16 protein-coding genes are annotated in these 22,358 nt (G+C 40.4%); 10 read left to right on the forward strand and 6 right to left on the reverse strand.

Annotated features, from left to right (window positions below):
- Window positions 1-8: 8 nt before the first annotated feature.
- A complete protein-coding gene (locus ACFFIP_RS05445; RefSeq protein ID WP_382386560.1) occupies window positions 9-665 on the reverse strand; it encodes an ROK family protein in 657 nt (218 codons plus the stop codon).
- Window positions 666-1,362: 697 nt separating this feature from the next.
- Between ACFFIP_RS05445 and ACFFIP_RS05450 the strand changes: the two genes are divergently transcribed.
- Entirely contained in the window at window positions 1,363-1,821 is a 459-nt protein-coding gene (locus ACFFIP_RS05450; protein ID WP_382386561.1) for a CAP domain-containing protein, read from the forward strand.
- Between the two features lie 136 nt (window positions 1,822-1,957).
- Here the strand turns inward: ACFFIP_RS05450 and ACFFIP_RS05455 are convergent, their stop codons facing one another.
- Window positions 1,958-4,717: an outer membrane beta-barrel protein gene (locus ACFFIP_RS05455; RefSeq protein ID WP_382386562.1), complete on the reverse strand. Its 2,760-nt coding sequence runs from the start codon at window positions 4,715-4,717 to the stop codon at window positions 1,958-1,960.
- 317 nt (window positions 4,718-5,034) lie between these two features.
- Window positions 5,035-6,831: an SLC13 family permease gene (locus ACFFIP_RS05460; RefSeq protein WP_382386563.1), complete on the reverse strand. Its 1,797-nt coding sequence runs from the start codon at window positions 6,829-6,831 to the stop codon at window positions 5,035-5,037.
- Between the two features lie 260 nt (window positions 6,832-7,091).
- Between ACFFIP_RS05460 and ACFFIP_RS05465 the strand changes: the two genes are divergently transcribed.
- The 4 genes from ACFFIP_RS05465 to ACFFIP_RS05480 all read left to right on the forward strand — a co-directional run bounded on the left by ACFFIP_RS05465 (window position 7,092) and on the right by ACFFIP_RS05480 (window position 10,791).
- Window positions 7,092-7,688 (forward strand): DUF6992 family protein, encoded by a 597-nt coding sequence (locus ACFFIP_RS05465; protein WP_382386564.1) that lies wholly within the window; start codon window positions 7,092-7,094, stop codon window positions 7,686-7,688.
- 318 nt (window positions 7,689-8,006) lie between these two features.
- Complete coding sequence (locus tag ACFFIP_RS05470) at window positions 8,007-9,236, forward strand: alpha/beta hydrolase-fold protein (protein ID WP_382386565.1); 1,230 nt, start codon at window positions 8,007-8,009, stop codon at window positions 9,234-9,236.
- A complete protein-coding gene (locus ACFFIP_RS05475; protein WP_382386566.1) occupies window positions 9,237-9,776 on the forward strand; it encodes a hypothetical protein in 540 nt (179 codons plus the stop codon).
- A gap of 13 nt (window positions 9,777-9,789) precedes the next feature.
- Window positions 9,790-10,791, forward strand: coding sequence for an alpha/beta fold hydrolase (locus ACFFIP_RS05480; protein WP_382386567.1), 1,002 nt, complete (start codon window positions 9,790-9,792; stop codon window positions 10,789-10,791).
- A gap of 93 nt (window positions 10,792-10,884) precedes the next feature.
- On the opposite strand, the gene ACFFIP_RS05485 is transcribed toward ACFFIP_RS05480, so the two are convergent.
- A complete protein-coding gene (locus ACFFIP_RS05485) occupies window positions 10,885-11,478 on the reverse strand; it encodes a hypothetical protein (RefSeq protein WP_382386568.1) in 594 nt (197 codons plus the stop codon).
- 135 nt (window positions 11,479-11,613) lie between these two features.
- Entirely contained in the window at window positions 11,614-12,969 is a 1,356-nt protein-coding gene (locus tag ACFFIP_RS05490) for a DUF418 domain-containing protein (RefSeq protein ID WP_382386569.1), read from the reverse strand.
- A 121-nt stretch (window positions 12,970-13,090) separates the two neighbouring features.
- Here ACFFIP_RS05490 and ACFFIP_RS05495 point away from each other — a divergent pair, with 121 nt between their 5' ends.
- Window positions 13,091-13,987, forward strand: coding sequence for a hypothetical protein (locus ACFFIP_RS05495; RefSeq protein WP_382386570.1), 897 nt, complete (start codon window positions 13,091-13,093; stop codon window positions 13,985-13,987).
- A 1-nt stretch (window position 13,988) separates the two neighbouring features.
- Here the strand turns inward: ACFFIP_RS05495 and ACFFIP_RS05500 are convergent, their stop codons facing one another.
- Window positions 13,989-14,741 (reverse strand): response regulator transcription factor, encoded by a 753-nt coding sequence (locus ACFFIP_RS05500; protein ID WP_382386571.1) that lies wholly within the window; start codon window positions 14,739-14,741, stop codon window positions 13,989-13,991.
- Between the two features lie 167 nt (window positions 14,742-14,908).
- Here ACFFIP_RS05500 and ACFFIP_RS05505 point away from each other — a divergent pair, with 167 nt between their 5' ends.
- The 4 genes from ACFFIP_RS05505 (at window position 14,909) to ACFFIP_RS05520 (ending at window position 22,357) form a co-directional block, all read left to right on the forward strand.
- Window positions 14,909-17,206 (forward strand): TolB family protein, encoded by a 2,298-nt coding sequence (locus ACFFIP_RS05505; protein WP_382386572.1) that lies wholly within the window; start codon window positions 14,909-14,911, stop codon window positions 17,204-17,206.
- A gap of 115 nt (window positions 17,207-17,321) precedes the next feature.
- On the forward strand, window positions 17,322-17,453 hold the full coding sequence (locus tag ACFFIP_RS05510) for a CIA30 family protein (RefSeq protein ID WP_382386573.1): 132 nt from the start codon (window positions 17,322-17,324) through the stop codon (window positions 17,451-17,453).
- Between the two features lie 216 nt (window positions 17,454-17,669).
- A complete protein-coding gene (locus ACFFIP_RS05515; protein ID WP_382386574.1) occupies window positions 17,670-20,732 on the forward strand; it encodes a type I restriction endonuclease subunit R in 3,063 nt (1,020 codons plus the stop codon).
- Between the two features lie 8 nt (window positions 20,733-20,740).
- Window positions 20,741-22,357, forward strand: a complete 1,617-nt coding sequence (locus ACFFIP_RS05520) for an HsdM family class I SAM-dependent methyltransferase (RefSeq protein ID WP_382386575.1) — start codon at window positions 20,741-20,743, stop codon at window positions 22,355-22,357.
- Window position 22,358 lies beyond the last annotated feature (1 nt).

Below are 22,358 nucleotides of genomic sequence, written 5' to 3' on the forward strand. Positions count from 1 at the left end.
AACGCTGCCTAAATTTTATCGCCCCACATTTTGAATCCCCCTTCATAAGCAAGTTTGTTGTTTCCTAAGCGACAGCCTTCTGGTACATCTGTGATATATTTTGATTTGCCACCACCCAACACAATGTCATCCGGCAAGAAGGCGGCTTTAAATCTTTCGACTACTGTATGAACATGATTTTGCCATTTTGCTTGTCCGAGTTTTTCCAGGCCTCTTAAACCCAGATAATCTTCAAATGTGCCTTTGCGATAGGAGAGGTGAGCCAATTCCATCGGAAGTACCTGGCCTTCCACTATTATGGCTGAGCCTAATCCGGTACCAAATCCTAAAAACAGCAACACGCCTTTGCCCTGATATGATCCCAAAGCCTGCATAGCAGCATCATTCATTACTCTTACAGGTTTTCCGAATGCGGTTTCGAAATCAAAACCCTTCCATCCTGGCCCCAAATTGACCGGCTCGGTGATCACTTCACCTGCTTTGATAATACCAGGGAATCCTATTGAAATGACATCATATTCCCAGTCTTTGGTCATTTCCAAAACACCTTCGACCATCTTAGATGGTGTCATTCCCGGTCCCGAAGGGAATTTTCTCCTTTCTTCTGGACCTTCTATTTTGGCTTTTATATTGGTTCCACCGACGTCTATGGCAAGTATTTTCAAGGCTTTATTGGTTGATTATATAGCAATTTAAAAAATAGCCTTTCTATAGCAAATCAGAACACTTAAATTAAGTGATATTCTTCATTCAATATAGATTTAAGTTTGTTTGGATATTTATCTTTGATGCAGTTGATTTATATATATTTTGAATGGATATCTATAGAAATTCATTCAAAATGTTTATTTAGTCAATTATTATTTTTTTACATTTTTGTAAAAATCATACCAAAAGCCTAATCACAAAAAATTGAAGATTATCTTCAAATCAAGGCTTTAAAGTACGTAACCATCAGTCATGTTCAAATACCCTAGAAATATGAGAAGTGTCTAAAATTGGCTGTTCATCAGGTTTGAGTCAAAATTTATAATGTGGAAGAAAATATTGGATAAAATTTTTTTAGGATAGGCAAATAGAAAAATCTGTGGTCAAAAGAAAATTTCTGTATAGCATAATCAAAATCCTGTATTTATAGTATATTTTGTTTTTGTCACAATAAAAGATTAATATTTTTTAAATATAAAAAAAATAAAATAATATTTGACAATTAAAACAATTTATCTAATTTGGCTCAACAATCAATCACCTATCACTTACAGGTTCTAATGTCTATTGGCATTAGAGCCTTTGTTTTACACCTTTATGGAGTTGTTGAGAAAATCTGTTTCGGCAGCTATAGTATTCTTAGCTTTAATTGGAATGAATTCCTGTACTGAATATGAGATGATTTCGCAAGAAGTTGTCGAAGTGGTAGATACTTCATTATATCTGGACAGAAACAAAATACTTGAAGCTGTAAATGTCTTAAGAACCAGCGGTTGCGACTGTGGGGGAGAAGCAATGCCTCCTGTGTCCCCATTATCTTGGAGTGCCCATTTGGCCAATGCATCCCAAAAGCATTCAGAAGACATGTTTAAGAATCAATTTTTCAACCATAAGGGATCGGATAACTCAACTGTAGATATCAGAGTAAATAATACAGGGTTTAGCTGGAGATTATTAGGGGAGAATATCGCAAGGGGTAATTTTGATGAAGAAGGTGCGGTGGAAGCTTGGAGGCTCAGTAAGGGGCATTGCCTTCAGATGATGAACTCAGATTATACCCAAGTAGGGGTAGGAAGAATGGGTACTTATTGGACAATGGTTTTAGCTAAATGATAAAAAAAATATTGCTGAATAATAAAGTTTAAATGGTGGATTTTTGAATTAAAAAGAGGACCTATTGGGTCCTCTTTTTTTGTCCTTTTTTTGAATGAATAGAACATTTTTCGATGAAATATTACAATTTAAGTTTTTATTGTTGCTGGTTTTCCATAAATGAATCCCCAAAATCCTTCTCATCAACACCTCTACTAAAGCGTCTTAAATTGTAGGTAAAAGAGACCATAACGTACTGTTGAAGTACATTGGATTGGGTGTCTTCAATGAATGTTTCGGTAATATTCCTTCTAACATTGGCATTTTGTCCTAAGATGTCATAAGCCATGATGCTGATTTCTCCTCTTTGGTTATTGAATATTTTTTTACCCAAGCTCATGTTGGCCAAAGTGAAATTGTTGTCAAATCCTTCAGCCAAACCCCTGTTGATCTGATGGTTCAGATCCAATCTGTATATGATGCCTTTCCAGATAATCCAGTTGAAGTTCAGTCTAAATCTTTGTTGGAAAAACTCAGAATTCAGATTTGAATTAAGGGTGTTTTGGACTTCATTAAAGGAGGACCTTGACCAGATATTAAAGTCAACATTTTCGCTGATGCTACTGCTCAATGAAAATCCGCCACTATACCTGTTGGAATTATTAAAACCTATTTGATCATTGACCTGACCTGGACGCTGGGTAATACCCAATCCTGCATTGATGTTGAAATTGGATTTGATAAAGCCAAGTGGGATTCCATAACTCATCCAGGACCTAAGCTCTTTAAAACCGTCCAAGTTCACAGGCCTGTTCAATTGTGCACCTTGCTGCAGGACAACTCCTGGAGCCACTTCAATAGGAGATTCGGCAATGAACGTGCTATTTGCAATAAAATTATTGGTCACTCTCCCCTGAGCGAAAATAAACCAGTTCCTATCCTTATCAGGATTATTGCCTCTAAACCTCATGCGTACCTGATTGCTGTATGCCTGGTCCAAATCGGGGTTACCTGTACGCAATTGGAGTGGATTGTTATTGTTGATTGCCTGCTGCAATTGACCTACCTGCGGCTCATTGGTATAGGTATCAAAATCCAATTGAATATTGGTTTTTGGAGAGAATTTATATTCTAAACGCATGGTTGGCAACACATTCTGGAAGTTTCGGTTCAGCACTTCCGAATTTGGGAAAAGCTGATCATTGTTCAATCTTGCATCTTGGTATTCTACTTCTGCTTGAACTTTAAACTTTTCTGTCTGGAATTGATAACCCCATTCAAACTGATTGGTGAGGTAGTTGCTGACAAATGAGTTACTAAGAGCGGTATCCAATGCAAGAATATTAGGCTCCCCAATATCAGAAATCACATTATACAACAATTGATCAGAATCATTTTTCCTGTTTCCTATGGAGTATTCCCATTCCATTTGGCCTTTTTGACCTATTGGTTCGGTGTATGAAAATCTGGTATTCCAAGAATTGCCTCTTCTGTCCCTTTCCGTAATCTGATTGAGGATTTCCTCATTTTCGCCACTATCTTCAAAAAAGGTGTTGATGGCATTTCTTGTTGAATTGTCAATATTCCAGCCAGTGGAGAAGTTCACACGTGCTGTAAAGGTTCTGCCAGGTTTGTTGAATTTATGACTGTAAAAGAATCTGTTGAACAGATCAAAGTCCTCATACCGTCCAATACGGCTGTTTTCAACGGAGTTGATCAGGTTAATGCCATCTGATGTCTCTCCATAGAATCCTGAATTCTCATTTTCAAACCTAGCAGAGAACCTAGGAATGTACAAAATCCTATTTCTTTCGTCAATGTTATACTCAAACCTGAGGTTAGCCTGATGCCTTCTGTTGACTCTGACATCACGGCTGTTTTCTGAGTAGAACTGATTGGAAGCATCTGAAGTTACAAAGTCTCTAAACCTGCTTTCCAAACCCACATTTTCAGTTTTGGTATAGACATAACTTCCTGTTACTTTGATTTTTTCTCCCCAAAGGTCAGAATAATTGGCACCTAAGATATTGGTGGTAATCACACCTTGCTGTGGGCTAGTATTGCTTTGAGCGTTAGGGTCACTGGAATAATTGAGGATGTTGACATTATTGCTCAATCCAGTAAATGTCAAACGGGTGTCTTCATTGAATACATTGATACTGGCCCCAGCTAGGTAGCGTTCGTCGGAACCATATCCCACGGTTGTTTTACCAAACTGTCCCTTTCTCCTGTTAGGTTTGGTGATAATATTGATGGTTTTCAATCTTTCACCATCATCAAAACCACTCAATTGGGCCTTTTCTGACTTTTGGTCAAAAATCTCTATGCTTTGGATCATTTCGGCCGGAATGTTCTGTAGTGCTGCAGTCACATCCGTACCGAAGAATGGTTTTCCGTCTACCAATATCTGTGCAATAGCTTCTCCCTGGGCCTGAAGGCCTCCTTCTTCGGAACTTATTCCAGGAAGCTTTTCAATCAATGCCTGTGCACTGGCATCTTTCATAGTTTTGAAGGCATCAGCATTGAACTGTGTGGTATCTCCTTTTTGCATTCCTGTGGATCTTCTCGCTTCCACAATTACCTCACTGAGATCGGTAGCCTCTTCACTGATAAAAAGGTTGCCTAAATCCATGTTAGAACTTACCATTAAGGACTTCAAGAAGTCTCTGTAACCCATAGATTGGACTTTAAGCAGATATTCGCCTCTTCGGACTCCGGAGATCTCAAATCTACCGTCGATATCGGAAACAGATCCACCTACTTGGGAAGAATCATTAGCTGACAATAAGAGAATGTTGACAAAAGGGAGAGCTTCTCTTTTACCTTCTTCCATTACAGTTCCCTTAACAGAAAAAGTTTGTGTAATTCCTTGAAATTGAATTCCTAATAAAAAAACAAAAATGAAAAGGTACTTCATTTGGTAATTTTGGTTTAGCTTTTTATGAATATAAATTATTAGTCCAAACTGCAGGACTTATTGAATTGAAAAGCAAATTAACGGTCATTTGTTCGTCTATGTCCGGTTTATTTGCTGAATGGTCTAAATTTTCAAAGAACTGCCCCTACAGAGTATGATTCAACTTATTGATTAGGGTTTTTTCTGAGTATTTTTATAAGATTGGAAGTTGTTTTCAAGATTCATTTCCTATAATACTTAAAAAAATAAAACCCGTTCTGTTGGACTCAGAACGGGTTTCAGGTTATTGGAAATTAAATGGAGTAAATTATATTCAATTAAAGATAGAATAAGTAGAATACAGTCACTGTCAAAACCAAGAACAACACGGTCATCCCACTTCCGGCTTTGATATAATCTTTATTGGTATAGCCACCTGATGACATCATCAGGGCATTGACCTGATGAGTAGGAAGGACAAATGAATTGGATACAGAGACTGCAGCCAATAAGACCAATGGTCTTGGATCCAATCCTGCTATTTCAGCCATGCCTATAACCAAAGGAGCCAGTACAACCACGGCACCTACATTGGACATAAATAGAGAGAAAATAGTCGCCAATACACTGATGGCAATGACCAGCATCAAAGGAGACTGCCCCTCAATAAGACCCATCACATTTTCAGCTAGGAAATAGGCGGCACCTGTTTTCTGCATGGCTATACCCAAAGGAATCAAACCTGCAAGTAGGAAAACCACTTTCCAATCAATGGCATCATAAGCCTGCTGTATGCTGATGACCCTGGATAAGATCATGGCCAAAGCACCTGTCAAAAAGGCAATGGCAATCGGAACGCCTACAAATGTCAATAAAATACCCAAAGCAAAACTGGCTATTGCCGGAATGGTTTTGGATTGGTTTTTTGGTTCAGTCTCAATAGGAGTAGCGACAATAAGATCTGAATCTTCCTTCAATTGACGTATATTATCCCAAAGTCCATAAACGATCAAGGTATCTCCCTGATGGAATTTGCGGTCTGAAAAATCCCCTTTGATCTCTTCTCCATTGCTAAAAACCATCAAAGGCTCAAGGGCATATCTTCTTCTGAATGCATAATCCCTCAGTGTTTTGCCGATAATCTCTGAACTCGCCGGGATGATTACTTCTGCAAACCCTGAATCTTCAGGTTTATCCAGACGGTTGAATATTTTAGGTGCAATTTCTTCTTTTAAACCAAAAGCATCAGCCATGGATTTGACATCCTGTTCTTTTCCAAGGATGGCAAGAATTTGACCAGACTGTAGCGCCGTTTCACGCCAAGGGGCATATACGATGTCTTCTCCACTGGAAAGGGCAATAATATTCACTTTAAAATTCTGCCAGATGCCGGCAGTTTCTGTGGTCTGACCTACCAATTTACTCAATTCCGGTATAGATAAATACCAGATGTTTTTGGAAAGTCTGAGCGTTTCCATCAGTTTTTCCTGTGAGGATTTTTTAAGGCCTCCACCACTGACTGATGGAAGGACTTTATTGCCTAAAATAAAGAAATACAGAATGCCTGCAATGAGCAGAACGGCACCTATGGGAGTCACAGCGAATAAACCATAAGGCTCAAGATCAGCTGTTTTCAATAAGTCATTGATCAAGATAAGGTGTCCTGAACCGACCATGGTCAGAGATCCGCCTAAAATAGCAGCAAACCCTAATGGCATGATCAATTGGGAAACAGGGATTTTGGTTTTTCGGGAAATCTCTATGGTTCCTGGAAGAAACAAGGCTGCAGCTCCAATATTTTGCATAAAAGCAGAAAGGGTTCCCACAGCAGAAGAAATGAATCCAATGATTTTGTTTTTATCATGTCCAACCTTCCTGAGGATCAGTTCCGAAAACTTTTCCATCACTCCAGTTGTGGTGATACCATACCCCAAAATCATAACAGCAATCATCGATATCACGGCGTTACTGGAAAAGCCTTTGAGCATTTCATCAGTTGTCAATATGCCGGACCAACCTAATGCCAGCATAGTGATGATGGCCACTACATCGATTCTGAAGATTTCAAATACCATCATGATGACCGTAGCCACCAAAATGCCCAATACAATAATTACCTGAATGTCTAGTTCCATGAAGTTAATTTAAGAAAATTAAAGCCTAAATAACAGCTACAATTTTTAAGTATTTGTGCCTAAAGTCACCCAAACGGCTTTAACAAAAAAAGAAAGTGGATTTTTAAGCCTGATATTTTCAAAAATTCTTTGCTCAAAAAGCAAAATTAGGGGTTCATTCGAATGGATCTTGTTTGAATTTTATTCAAATTGGGAATGCTTGGTATCATTTTGAAAAACACTAATGCTTAATTGATGGTTCTTCGGTTAAACTCTTCTCTATGAAAAATTTATGGTTTGGATTCATTTTCATCTTTTTATTGACCACTAGTCAACAAGTGTTTGCTCAGGATCAAAGAATAGGTTTGAAGCAGTATAACAAAGCACGTATACAATATAATAAGAACGGGATGTTGATTTTGGGCTCTTGGGCCATTGGGAATATAATCTGGGGAGGTATAATGGCAGGGAGGACTAGTGGGGAACTGCGGGGCTTTAACCAAATGAATGCCTATTGGAACAGTGTTAATTTATTGATTGCAGGCTTGGGTTATTATTCCGCCATGAAAGAAGTACCCAGTGGGGATTTTTGGGAAACCCTTCAAAGTCAGCAAAATATAGAAAAAATTCTTTTGGTAAATGCCGGTTTGGATGTGGCCTATATGGCAGGAGGACTTTATATGTTGGAGCGGGGAAGAAGATTAGATAACATTCGTCTGAGTGGTTTTGGAAAATCAGTTATCATGCAGGGGGCGTTTCTGATGACTTTTGATACGGTGAAATTTTTGATACACAATTCCCATGGGAAAGAACTGCCCAAAATATTAGAGAATATTTCTTTAGGACTAGGAGGATTTGGATTTAAGGTGATGCTATGATAAAATTGATATTTTATCATAATTATCCGGAATTTTGCCGGTAAAACATATTTTATAACATTAACCTATGATTTCGAACCAATATCCATGAATGACTAACCCGCCTTCATCGGGCAGGTATCAATAAATATCGGTTTGCTCATAATTCACTTTGAAATTGGTTGGAAGTGTATTTCCGGATACATATATTATTTATTTCGTTAATGGTCGGTACAAAATTAATCTTGAAAAGTTTTTTCTTAAAATCCCTGAATTCAGGGATTGATTTAGGGTTGTCAAAATTGCAATTTGTATTTTGTACATTCTTCAATCAAGTTGATGCGATATTTTGGTTTTCTTATTATTTTAATTGGTTTTGTTAGTCCAATTCAAGGACAAAATCATAAAACTTTATTTTACCAAGGACAAGAGGACAGTCTGTACTCTGAAATCCTAGGTGAGAACCGACCATTACTGATTTACCTGCCACAAAGTACCCGGGGGCTCACCATGGCTGAGACTCCTAGCCCGGTCGTATATATGTTGGATGGAAACAGTCAATTTTCTCTCACTTCCCAGATTCTCAAACAGCTAGGCTATGACGCCATACCTCCTTCCATCGTAGTTGCGATCGTCAATACCGACCGAACCAGAGATTTGACACCCACAGCTATAGATTCCGATCCCACTGGCTTTGATGTTTCCAGATCCGGCGGAGGGGAATCTTTTTTGGACTTTATCGAGAAAGAATTAATCCCTTATATCGATCAAAAATACAAGACTACCCCGTATCGGACATTTATTGGGCATTCCTTAGGAGGCCTACTAGCTGGATACACTTTTGCTACCCGTCCGAATTTATTCAATAATGTAATCTCTCTAGACCCCACCACTACTTGGGATGATGCTTTACTGGTTAAAAAACTGAAAGCAGCTGCAGAACAGGGAAAATTGGCAGGAAAAGGATTTGTTTTTGCGGTAGCAGATGCTGATCCTACAGGGAATCCAAAGGTAGATCCGCTGCTTACGACTTTCCGGATTCCCAATGAGCAGGTGCGTGACCTACTTTCAAAGCGTACAGACCTGTCTTTTCTCTATAAAAATTATCCAATTGGAACCCATCAGGATATGGTGATTCCCGGGATCTATGATTGGATGAAATTCCTGTTTTCCTGGTATGCCGATTTGCAACTGGAGATTTTTGATGCAGCCGATCCCATCTTAGGAAGTAGCAAAACCACTGAAGAATTGATTAAGAGCTTAGAATCCATTTATCAGCGCATGTCAGCGCATTTTGGTTACCCGGTAAAGCCGCAGGAAGATATGATCAATTCGCTGGGCTATTGGGCGCTTCAAACAGGTGATTTGGAGAGGGCTAAAATGCTCTTTGAGATGAATATTAAAAACTATCCGGAAAGTGCGAATGCCTATGATTCCATGGGGGATTTTTATATGGCAAGCGATCAAAAGGAAGATGCCATCCGATTTTTCAAGGAAGCTCTGAAGCGTTATGACAATGCCGGAACAAGGAAAAAACTGGAAGAATTAGAAAACTCATCACAAGACTAAATGCGAGGGCTGAATTCATCTGAACCTGAAATCCGAACTTATGAAACAGAACTTCTCGCGATGTCTTGGGACTTGGGTGAGCGGGCAGTTGCCATGCGCGGTCCGAGAAACAGTTGGCGTCCGCATTTTCTGGATGATTCCACTGCTCGAATTGTTATTCCTACACTTCGATTTCTAAGCTCAATGGATGTAGAAAGTCAAGCCGGAGGAAGGGGTATCGCCTACCTTGACCGAATCATTCAGCAGGTGTCAGCTCCTAATTTCAAGCCTTGGAATGCACGGGTAGCAAAGGCTGCTGACTATTTCAGAGAACTGGGAAAAAATACAAGCAGACAGGAATTTATCCGAAATTATCTGATTGAGCATGATCCGGGACCTTCCTTTAGGACAAATTTGGAGCGGGCTTTCGGCAAAAATTTAAAAACCATCTGGGAACCTGAAATCCCCGAAGATGCAGATGTTGATGCCTTCTGGAAAGAAGTATATGCTCCGTTTTTTGTAAAGGAAATCAAAGCCTTTTTGAATAAAACACTTGAATGAAAAAAATACCATCATGCCAAAACTGAAAAATATAACAGCGCTACTTTTAATCCTTACCCTTCTGAGCTTTTCACTCCAAGCTCAGGAAACCAAGCCTTCTTACCAATCAAAGATGATTACTGTGGGCGATATCCAAATGGAATATTACGATCATGGTGGTGAAGGACCCCTTTTCATCGAGGTACAGGATTTTCACAATTACTATGAAGGCCCCTATCACAACCCTCAATCACCCATGTTTCCTTTTTTGGAAAAGCTAACTGAAGGCTTTCATGTGGTGGCCCCCATGCGCAGAGGCTATGGAAAAAGTACGGAAACCAAATGGGGCATGGACGTGGCCACACTGGGAAAAGATCTATTGCTTTTTATGGATGCGCTAGGAGTGGAAAAGGCTTTTTTCTATGGTAGATTCCCCGGAAGTCAGGAGCTCACCTGGATCGCGGAGCATCATCCTGAGCGGGTGCATGGATTGATTTATTTTAATAATCCAATTGTCTTGGTCCACTGTTCGGATCCGGAAGTCATCGAGTACTTCGAAAATATCTCGGTGTTTACCCCGGATTTTGAAAAGGAAAAACTGAAGCGAATCATGGGTTCGCGGTCTATGTACCGTCCTGATTTTCTAACAAACGAGGATTTGCGAATTGAGCTTCCTGCCCTTCGTTTTATCAATCCGGAGTTTGAAAAGACAAATTTCAACCTCCATTGGATGGAATCAGGCGAGCTTAAAAACATGAGCGAAGAAAAGTGGGAGGGTACTCGAGATGAGGAACAGCAATACTTGAAGGATTTGCTCAGTGACTCGGTGCGCTATGAACGACTTTATGAAAAGTTAAAGGCTTGTAATCTTTCGGAGGAAATTGAAGAAGGAATGAAGCGGGCTTTTGGTAAGAACTTAATTACGAGATTGGAGGGGGAGTTTCCTCAGAAACTGGAAAGCGATCAAGCTATTGCTGATTACATGCTTTGGCAGGCGAAGCATATTTTGGATTTTAAGGAGTTGGTGATGAAGTGAATAAATATAAAAAATAAAAACTCATTAAATTCGACACAATAGATTGTTAATTTCAAATTCTAAGCCATTTTTCATAATTAAAGAGTACTGCTTTCAAATCAATTTTTTCAAAAACTTTATAATATCCTCCAAAATCATCTCAGGAGCATCCCGATAAGCATAATCGATCACAATAGGTGTTTCCAACTTTATCAATTTGGCATTTGTTCCATAAGCTTTTTTCATCCGATCCTGAGCGGCCATCAAAGCAGGGTACACGGTCTTGACTTGAAAATCCAATACCTCCCGCTGCATGGCAGTATCGGCTGCCAATTGGTAAAAAAAGGCCCGGGCGTCTGAGTTCTGCATACGGTCAAATTGGGCTTTTCGATATTGCGGGTCGGTAACCCTGCGATCCAAATCATCACGCAAAGGCGAAGGCGGAAAGCTTTGCCGCACCTCATCCATCAGCGGAGAACCTACCACCAACAAGGCAGCTACATCTTTTTCATAACCTAATCGACCATCTTTGTTAGTGAAAAATAAAGCGGGAACATCAATGGAAATATCTTTAGTAAAATGCTTGGGGCGATAGGTTGACCGTGCTTCCAGTATTTCCTCAGCTTTATTTTTCTTAGCATTGCTTTGCTTTCCATCTTCATTTAATTCATCAATGGGGTCTTCTGAGTAGGCAGACCGGACGTACATTTTATTGGTTTGATTTTATTGTAAGGTGTTGTTCATTAAACGGTTGCTGTCCTAAAACTTCAAAATGAAATATAAGTAAATAGATGATAGCTGAAATTGATCTTGTCATGACTTAAGGTAAAGTTTATTAGGGTTTTATTGTCCAACTTGTTTCCTTTTAAACGGTTGAATACGCCCATAAGTCAAACTTCTCCACAGCCATTCCAATGGCCCAAAGAGATATCTTCTCAACCAAATCGGACTGATGACTAACTGAAAAACCCAAATTCCCAAAACCAAATAATACAACTGATAATATTCCCATTCCGCAAATTGATTTAGCCCATAGCCAAAAAACACCAGCGTACAAATCACCGAGTGCATTACATAGTTAGTAAAAGCGAGCTGTCCCACTGCCCGAAGTCCATTCATCAACTTTTTGAAATAGCCCTTTTGGTACAGTAAAATCATTACGGAAACATGTGCCATCATGATCAAAATGCGCTGAAAATCGTAAATCAACGGAATCCAGTTGATGGAGTGTTCTTCAATGTATTTCAGCCCTGCTTCCACATTGGGAAAATGAATGGTATTGTAGATAAATGAGAATATGACCAAAGGCAGGCCGATTCCATACCCGATCCAAATGGTTTTTTTGTATTGCGCTTGGGACCATTTCATCGTCAGGAATCCCCATTTAAATAGGGCAATCCCCAGCATCATCAAGGCCAGCATATCCCAGATCGAAAAAATCAAAAATTTGAATTGTCCATCCCAGGCTTTGGGCCGTATAAAACTGGCTACCTCCGAATAGCTTCCTTTCATCAATGCCGTATTTTCGGCTACTTCTTCAGGATTGGGGATGTATTCCCGTTGCAGTTCCTTCCAAGTTTCGATCGCAGCAGTTTGCGTCTCACTAAGTGCGGCACCTTGCTCATGTAAAGAATTTGCTTCCTTATACTCCAGGTATTTTCCCCGGATATCCTGCATAAAAAGCGTATTGGCCACAAATCCGATGATCGCCACGATAGGAACTCCCATGGCCAAATATTTAGGCTTCATCTTTCGGAAAAGAAAAGCCAGCATCCCGATTAAACCATAGAAATATAAAATATCACCCAGCCACAGAATCAAATGAGCATGGGCCAGTCCAAAAAGCGTCAGCCAAATCATCCGTTTGTAAAATAGCCAGGTTACGGATTTCCCTGTTTTCTCTTTCTTGCTGGTAAACAGTACGATTCCCGCACCAAAAACCAAAGAAAAAAGTGCCCGCATCTTCCCTTCAAAAAGGATGATATTGACCGAATGGGTCCAAAAGTTAATGTTGCCGGTATCCTGCACCCAAGGTTCTGAATAGTACTCGGGCATTGAAAAATAAGGGATATTGAGAATTAAAATCCCCAAAAGTGCCACACCTCTGATGATATCGATAATCTCAATTCTGTCAGTTAAAATTGCGGGTTTGGGAGCCTCATTGATTTGTTCAACTTCTATTTTGGATGGTACAATCATGGCTTAAAAGTTTGAACTGTCAAGTTTCCCTTAATTATGAACAAAATCAATCCCTGAATTCAGGGATTGACAGTCTCTTTTTTGAGAACTACTTTTAATACTTCAATTTTGCTATCGTATCATGCGAAAGAGTTTATTTGTCTTATTCTTTATTAGTAGGTGCATTTTTGCCCAGAGTCCCTGGCCGGACAGCAGTAAGCACCAAGGTTTAAATTTAGTTGCGGAAGCTGATAATATTTCTATTTTCACCTCTCAAATGGCTCAAGTGGATGAACATACGCTTAACTTATTGATAGATGCCAAAAGCTATTTTGATCAGGTTTTTGAGATGGACTTTCCGATTGCTATCCTCTTTGTTTCCAATGCCGAGTGGAATGACTATGCCTACTTTCCACCACCGGGTATGCCACAGGCCTGGGCCGGTAATATTTTTCTGGGAAGTGATAAATCTGTAGTAGCTTTGGAAGCTGAGCAGCAACTGAAAAATTTACCCGATGCACAACTCAAAAAATTGAAAAAATACTTTGGTGACCCTTTAGACATGGATTTGTTTTATCGGAATAATGTTTCGGTGCATGAGTTAGGGCATTGTTATCATCATTATGAAGCAACCAAACCTCAGAGAAGATGGATAATGGAGGTTTATGCTAACTACGCAGCAAGGGCTTATTTGGTAAATCATCGCCCCGACATGGCAGCCGCTACTGCAGCCTATGCTGAAGTAGGTTCTGAGGCTCATTTTCCATATATTAAATATAGCTCCTTGGAGAAATTCGAGGAATTGTACTTGCCCGGATTAGGGCCACAAAATTACGAATGGTTTCAATTTCAATTTTTCAAAAAAGCGATGGAGTTAACCGATAGCTTTGGCCATGAAGGACTGGTGAGACTGAGAGATTTCTCGGTAGACACAGATTTATCAGAAAATCAGTCTATGGATGATTTGCAACTTCAAAGTGCGATGGAAAGACAGTTGGGATCAGCAATGGCCGATTTGCTCCTGAGCTGGGAATATTAAATCAAACCCAATTAAATTTATAAATCAGCTCTGCAGTATTTTTAGCTTCCAGCTTCTGCAATAAATTTTTGCGGTGGGATTCCACGGTATTGAAACTGATATGGAGTTGCTCGCTGATGGCTTTGGTAGAATGTCCCTGTGCCAGGAGAAGCGCTATTTCTTTTTCGCGGTCTGAGATTTTATTTTTGGATTGTAAAAACTGGAATCGGTCAGGGTTAGACTGGAAATAACTTTTTTTGACTTCCAAAAGCTTCTTTTTAATAAAGCTTTCCAGTACCTGAACTTCTGATTCGGTTTTATTTCTCTTATCAATCCATGAACAAAAGACCAAGTAAGAAATAGGATCAAATGCCTTTTCATCCAATAAGACCGCATTGTATTGCACTGGTATCAGACTTTTGTCAGAATCGAATACCGCAGCTTCTACATGAAGAAATTCCTCTGCAAAAAGTCCATCAGGATCATTTTTAATGCTGTCTGCCTGTACATACATGGTTTGGTAAATATTCCCGATCAAATCGGGCGGTATAATGCTGGAAAAAAATACCATGCCATGTTGTTCAAAATGTTGAAATGGATGCCCTGTAACGTGTTCAATACTTGGACTTATGTACAGAAAATCATGGGTGTAAAGCCAAAAAAGTGCATAAAATGTATCCTGAACTGTTTCTAATTCAGCTTGTAATATTTCAATTTTATTTTTTAACGGTTCGGATTGTATGGACAATGCTTCAGATAGAGATAAAAATGACATACAAGTTGGGGATTAAATCAGCCATATTTTTTTCTTCATTCTGTTCAATTTAGTACAAAAAAATCATATTCCGTAACTTAACATGTGCCAAATCAATATTTTCTGACCAGTTCAATCCCTGAATTCAGGGATTGAATTGGTCAGATTTTTACCTGAAATTGAGCGGTATGAAAAAATTGATATGCTGTTGCTTCCTGATTCAAACTTTGGCTTTTGGACAGGACCGTGTTTTTTTTAGTTCTTTTTCCCCAGAAACATGGGAAATCTTTTTATCAAAAGATGATGGGAAAAATTTCCTGCCAATTACGGACCACCCTGCTTTGGATTATGATGCGGTGATCTCGCCTGATGAAAAGTGGGTTGTATTTACTTCGGAGAGATCTGGCAATCCTCAGCTATACGTGATGCCCATTGATGGAAGTGCTGCTCCAAAACGATTGATTCAATCTGATTCTTTTCAGGATCAGGCTACTTTCTCAGCTGATAGGAGCCAAATTGCGTTCGTGGGTTCCCATGAAGGGAATGCGGAAATTTACCTGATTGATTTTTTGCCGGATTCACTACAGGATATTTCCCAGGCAAAGAACCTCACCAATCATCCCGACGGGGATTTTCGTCCCAATTTTTCTCCAGATGGACAGTATTTGGCTTTTTCCAGTGATCGGGGACATGACATCCGGCCACATCGCAGCTTCCCTTTTGCTATGGATAGGATAGGGGATATCTATAAGTTACATTTGGAAACAGGAAATCTTGTTCGTTTAACTGAAGAGGAGGCCTGGGACGGAAGTCCTGTTTGGTCCAAAGATGGCAAAAGTATTTACTTTTATAGTGGCAGAAATAACAATCAACCTGCTGTATTTCAAATGAATTCCGATGGGACTGAGGTAAAACAACTCAGTGATTCCAGCCATGTAGGGCTCTCGCCTGTTTTGATTTCTGATTCCAAGTTTGCCTATATGACAGTAAACCAAGAAGCAGACAGGATCTATCAGCTTACCTTTGATCTGAGCTCACAGATGGTTGATACCCTTTACAGGGGAGAAATAGATTTATTTAATCCACACAGAAGCCAATCTGGACTTTGGGTAGCTCATGGTGCCAAAACGGCTAAAGAAATCGAAAGTAATCAAGGTGGGTTTCCAGGAAGTTTGATTGGGGCTGGTTTTCCCATGATCAAAAATCAAGACTCATTAAGCCTTGAACTCACCGCCATACGCAGGGCATTTGCTGCTCCTCCTGATCCCAAAGGGCCTTATTTGGTTTTTGATTACTTTGATCAGGCAGATCCTTCCAAAACTTTCATCGATGGGGCCACTTTTTGGGTTTTGCCAGTGCTAATATTGATTTTGGGCTGTATTTGGATGCTTCTTCGTGGAATTTATCTGGGTATTCAAAATCGAAAAAAGATTTCGTTCTGGAAATATTTGCTTGCAGCCTTGGGAGGCTTGGTAGGTTTGATGGCTGTATTGGTCGTTTTCATGTACTTCTTCTTGATTGATTTCATGGCATTTGACTACCTCCCTCTTGCCGCTCTTGGTTTGTGTTTAATTTTAGGTGGGTTGGCTTTGTTTTTTTATTTCAGTTGGAAAAACCCCGAAAATTACGGTCCGTCCAATCGAATATTAACAAGGTATCTATTTCGTACTTTTTTACTCTTATCCATACTCTGTATTTACCTGGGATTCTTTGCTGGATATTTCTTTGAGGTTAGGTCTGAGCTTTATCGGATCAATTATCAAACACTCGAAAAAGAAAGCATTCATACGATCCGACCACAGCCAGGAGTGCATCCTGCTTTTGGAACTGTCATAGACTTGAAATATCTGCCCGATGGTTCTGGCCTGGTTTTTACAACAGGGCCATTTCGAGGGGACAAGGGTAGCAAAGCCACCGTTTGGGAGTATGATTTTGCAGGCAAAAATCAAAAAAAACTCACCCAAATGAATAACAACAGTGGGTTTGGAGACTTTTCTTTAACAAAAGATCGCATGGTTTTCCGCAGTGACCGGGATGGGAACTTTGACATTTTTGTGGAGGAAAATGGATTGCTCACCAATCTAACGAATAGCCAAGGTCGGGAAAATTTCCCTGCCATTTCTCCAGATGGTAATAAGATTGTTTATGTGGGAGATCAAAATGGCAAAGATGTAGGAATGGGTATTAAAACAATGGACTTGTACCTGATAACGCGGGAAGGACAGACTTGGACAGCTCCTAAGCAAATCACTTTTACACAAAGCCAAACTGGGCATCCCCACTTTTCTCCAGATGGAGAATGGGTGATTTACACAACAGAAGAGTATGGCATCAATGATGAACAGCCCCTTAGCCAAAGTTTTATATTTTCTCCGCAGATGTATGGGGAGATTGTAGCACTTCGGATTAGAGATGGTAAAAAAGTCAAACTCACCCATAACAAATGGGAAGAAGGTGCTCCTTTGTGGGTGAAAGGATTCCAATAAGACCAAATTTGGGTTTTAAAGATATTTCAAACAAATCCCCTGTAAATGTACTTTTCAAAGTATGTGGCAGTATCTGTTATTTTGGCTTATCTTGGTCGGTGTGAATCATACAGAAATGAAAGAACCCTTGGTATTTGATTTTGGGGAAAACAAAGGTTTTAGACGCTGGAGCATCATCAATGACGGGGTGATGGGCGGTCTTTCCCAATCGAAAGCTATTTTAGAGGGAAAATCATCAGCCAAATAGAACGCAGATGACGCGGATAAGGCTGATGATCGCAGATTATTTTAAGTATAACCACCTTTAATATCTGAGATTTTTTGTTAAATCCATGTTATCTGCGTTCTATTCACACCTTTCCAAGCCCTCTACCTTGCAAATACCCACATCCAATACTATCTTGATCACCTAAATTTTGATGTACCTTTTTTAGATAAGATGGCTTTTAATGAAAACTCAAGAGTGAAGATCCCGGCAATTTTGCACTTGATGCGCTTGGGTTATGTCTATATCCCTCTTTCCCAACAGTTTCGTAGGGAAGAGTCCAATATCTTCGAGGATATTTTTATCGCAAGTCTCCAAAAAATTAATCCCACGGCAACTCAAGAAGAGATTTTACGCTTATTGGATGAGATTACCTTAGAACTGGATTACGAGGATTTAGGGAAAAAATTCCATCAAAGGCTGACTTCCACCTCAGGCATCAAATTGATTGATTTCAATGATTTTGGTAACAATAATTTTCATGTAACCACCGAACTTTCCTGCAAAAATGGGGAAGAGGAATTCCGCCCTGACATCACTGTCCTGATCAATGGCATGCCTTTGGCTTTTATCGAAGTCAAAAAGCCCCATAACAAAGAAGGCATCATTAACGAGCGCAACCGTATCAATGCCCGTTTCAAAAACAAGTACTTTCGACGCTTTGCCAACATTACTCAATTGATGGTTTTTTCCAACAATATGGAATATGAAGATGGTATCGTTGAACCCATTTTCGGTGCTTTTTATGCGACCTCGGCCTATGCTAACCTTCACTTTAACTACTTCCGGGAAGACGAGGATTATCCAGTTACCCAAAAACTTTTGCCCATTTCAGACCAGGAGGAAAGTGCTATTCTTAAAGACAATAATCTTCAGGTCATCAAGCACAGCCCTGAATTCCAGACCAACAAAGCTGTCCATACCCCAACACATCGGATCCTGACTTCTTTGTTCAGTCGTGATCGCCTGGCTTTTATCCTAAGATATGCTTTTGCCTACGTGGATGAACTGAAGGATGATGGAAGCATCAGCCGACAAAAGCACATCATGCGCTACCCCCAGATTTTTGCAACGATGGCTATTGCTGCCAAACTGGAAGAAGGCAAGCAGAAAGGGATTATCTGGCATACACAGGGTTCAGGCAAAACGGCCTTGGCTTATTATAACGTCAAGTACCTGACCGATTTTTTCCAAAAAAGAAAGGTCATTCCCAAGTTCTATTTTATTGTTGATCGACTTGATTTGCTGATTCAGGCTTCTACGGAATTTTCCAATCGTGGACTCAACGTCAAGCAGGTCAATTCCCGGGAAGACTTCATAAAAGATATGCAGGTAGTGGCATCCATTCATAATGACTCTGGAGAAGCAGAAATCACGGTTGTCAATATCCAAAAGTTCTCTCAAGACGCTACTGCCTTGATGATTCCCAATTATGACATTCAAACGCAGCGGGTGTATTTCCTCGATGAAGCCCACAGAAGCTACAATCCCAAAGGAAATTACCTGGCCAATCTAATCAATTCGGATAAAAATGCGGTCATCATCGCATTGACCGGAACTCCATTGTTAAAAGAAGTAGCCAAAGAATACGATTCCAAACTCTTGTTTGGGAATTATATTCACAAGTATTACTACAACCGCTCCATTGCTGATGGTTACACACTAAGGCTCATTCGTGAGGAAATTGAAGGCAAGTTCAAAATGGAAATGCAGGAGGTGATGGAGCAGATCAAAGTGCTGAAAGGGGAAATTAAAGCCTCTGACGTGTACGCAGATCACCGTTTTGCAAATGGCCTGCTTGATTATATCTGTCAGGACCTGATTGCCTTCCGTGAACATTGGCAAGATGAAAGTTTGGGTGGAATGGTGGTGTGCGACTCCTCCAAACAAGCAAAAATGCTCTTCGAACTATTTCAGGACCGTTATGGGATTCAGGAAACAGAAGCAGATAAATTGTCCATTGCGGCCGATTTACCAAGGGCTTCCTATGGAAAACGTAGAAAAACCCAACTCACAGCGGCCCTGATTCTGCATGATGAAAATGATAAACTCACCCGCAAGGGACTGATCAAAGCTTTCAAAGCGGGGAAAATCGATCTGCTTTTTGTGTACAATATGCTATTGACAGGCTTTGATGCGAAGCGATTGAAGAAACTTTATCTGGCCCGTGTGATTCAGGACCATAACTTGTTGCAGACCTTAACCAGGGTCAATAGGCCATACAAGCACTACCAATACGGCTATGTGGTAGATTTTGCGGATATCTCCAAAGCCTTTGACCGCACCAATCAATTGTATTTCCAGGAATTACAGGAGCAGTTGGGGGATGAAATGGACATGTATTCCCACCTCTTCAAGTCTGAACAGGAAATAAGGGAGGAATTGAACCAGATTCAAGCGACCCTTTTTCATTACGATACGAGCAACAAAGAGCTTTTTTCTCAGCAGATTGCACAGGTTACCGAGAAGAAGGAATTGATGCAGCTGATCAAAGCCTTAAGAACTGCCAAAGAACTGAAAAACATCATTGCTGTCAATGGATACGAAGGTTTGGGTGAATTGGTAGATTTTGAGGTGCTCAACCGGTTGCTGATCGAAGCCCAAAATCGCTATGACAACTTGAACTTTGTGGAAAACATAGGTCAGGAAGAAGCAACCCAAAATCTGCTCAACACCGCCTTGGAGGATATCGTTTTTCAGTTTATCAAAGTGGGAGAGGAGGAACTCAAACTAGCAGATGAATACAAGGATGCCCTTCGAAAAACCCGAGAAGCTTTACAACAAAATTTTGATCAGGGAGACCCGGAGTTTGTTAACTTGCGGGAGGAATTAGAGCGGATTTTTAGAAAGAAAAACCTCTCTGAAACCAAGCAATCGGATATGCAGGAAAATATGCGATTGCTTCGGAAGATTTATGATCAGGCCAAGGAACTCAACCGCAAGAATGCCCTGCTCAAAGCCAAATATGAACAGGATGAAAAATACACCCGCATCCATAAGCGCCTGAGTGAAAAATCCGAATTGTCTGCCAAGGAAATGCAGCTTCACCGGGCATTGATGCAGGTGAAGCAAGCGGTGGATGATAAGCTCGAAGGACAGGAAGATATCCTCAAAAACGAAGCTTTCTTCACCAAATACCTGATGCAACAGGTGGTGCAAGAATTCAGGAAAAAGGAAAATATCCCCTTGGATTTTGAAACTACCCAAAAGATCAATCACCTGATTTTAAGAGAATATTTACAACAGTACCAAGCACGTTAAGAGTACCCATGACACAGGATATCAGTTTTATCAACAAGACTAAGCAACTCATCGACAATCTCAAAAGTGTCTGCGCCAATTATGGCCTAGGCAATGATGGCAATGAGTTTAAAATCATCACGCAGGTGGTCTTGTATAAGTTTTTGAATGATAAATTCCGCTTTGAAGTCCGGAAGGAAGACCCTGCTTTGGCAGCCGCTGAAAACTTTACCGAAGCATTGGAACAATTGGATGAGGAAGCTTATCAGTTCTTATTGGCTGGATTGCATCCCAATGTTCCCCGATTGCAGCCCCATCAATTGATTTCCTCCCTGCACAACAGACAGAATGAAGGAGACTTTGCCAAAACCTTTGACGATACGCTGAGACAGATATCGGTAGAAAATGCAGAAGTCTTTTCAGTCAAGTCCTTTTCCGGTGCCAAAGATTCCTTGTTTGATGAACTCAGTCAGTTTATCTCCGATTCATCCCAACGGGATGCTTTCTGCAGAGCTTTGATCAACAAACTCTTTGAGTTTTCCTTTGAGGAGATGTTTGGACAGAAGTATGATTTCTTTGCCACCATCTTCGAGTACCTTATCAAGGATTACAACTCTGATTCGGGTGGAAAATATGCCGAATACTATACCCCTCATGCCGTGGCCCGCATCATGGCCAAGATCATGGTGCCGGAGCCTGTCAAAAAAGTCCGCTGCTACGATCCCAGTGCTGGTTCGGGAACACTCCTGATGTCCTTGGCCCATCAGATAGGAGAGGACAACTGTTCCATTTATTCCGAGGACATTTCCCAGAAGTCCAGCAATATGCTTCGGTTGAACCTAATTCTGAATAACCTGACCCACAGCATTCCCAATATCATCAAGACCAATACCATTGCCCAGCCCTATTATCTGGACACCAAATTTGACTTTATTGTATCCAATCCTCCCTTTAAACTGGACTTTTCCGATTTCAGGGATGATTTGGAAAAGGATGCCTTTAAGGAGCGTTACTTTGCAGGGATTCCCAATGTGCCCAAGGCCAAAAAAGAATCCATGGCCATTTACCTGCTCTTTATCCAGCATATCATGTATAGCCTAAGTGAAAAAGGGAGAGCGGCGATAGTGGTTCCCACAGGATTTATCACTGCCCAAAGCGGGATTGAGAAAAAGATCCGGGAGCGATTGGTGGATAAGGGTTGGCTCCGCGGTGTAGTCAGCATGCCCAGCAATATCTTCGCCAGCACGGGAACCAATGTGTCAGTACTTTTTCTGGACAAGGATGCAGACAGCGAGCATATCGTGCTGATGGATGCCAGCAAACTGGGACAGACCGTGAAAGACGGTAAAAACCAACGTACCGTACTCACGCCTGAGGAAGAAGCTAGAATTATAGAGACCTTCAATACCAAAGCAGCTGTGGAAGACCTCTCTGTGGTGGTTAGCAAAGAACAGTTGAAGGAGAAAAATTATTCTTTTTCTGCTGGGCAGTATTTTGAAGTCAAGATAGAATATGTGGACATCACGGAAGAGGAGTTTCAAGAAAAATTGGTAGGTTTTGAGGAGCGTCTGAAAGGCTTGTTTGCAGAGGGAGAGAAATTGGATGGGGAAATTTTGGGGAATTTGAAGCGGTTGAAAATGAATTGAT

Origin of the sequence: Fontibacter flavus (assembly GCF_042432905.1) — a bacterium.
In the GTDB taxonomy this organism is placed as follows: domain Bacteria; phylum Bacteroidota; class Bacteroidia; order Cytophagales; family Cyclobacteriaceae; genus Fontibacter; species Fontibacter flavus.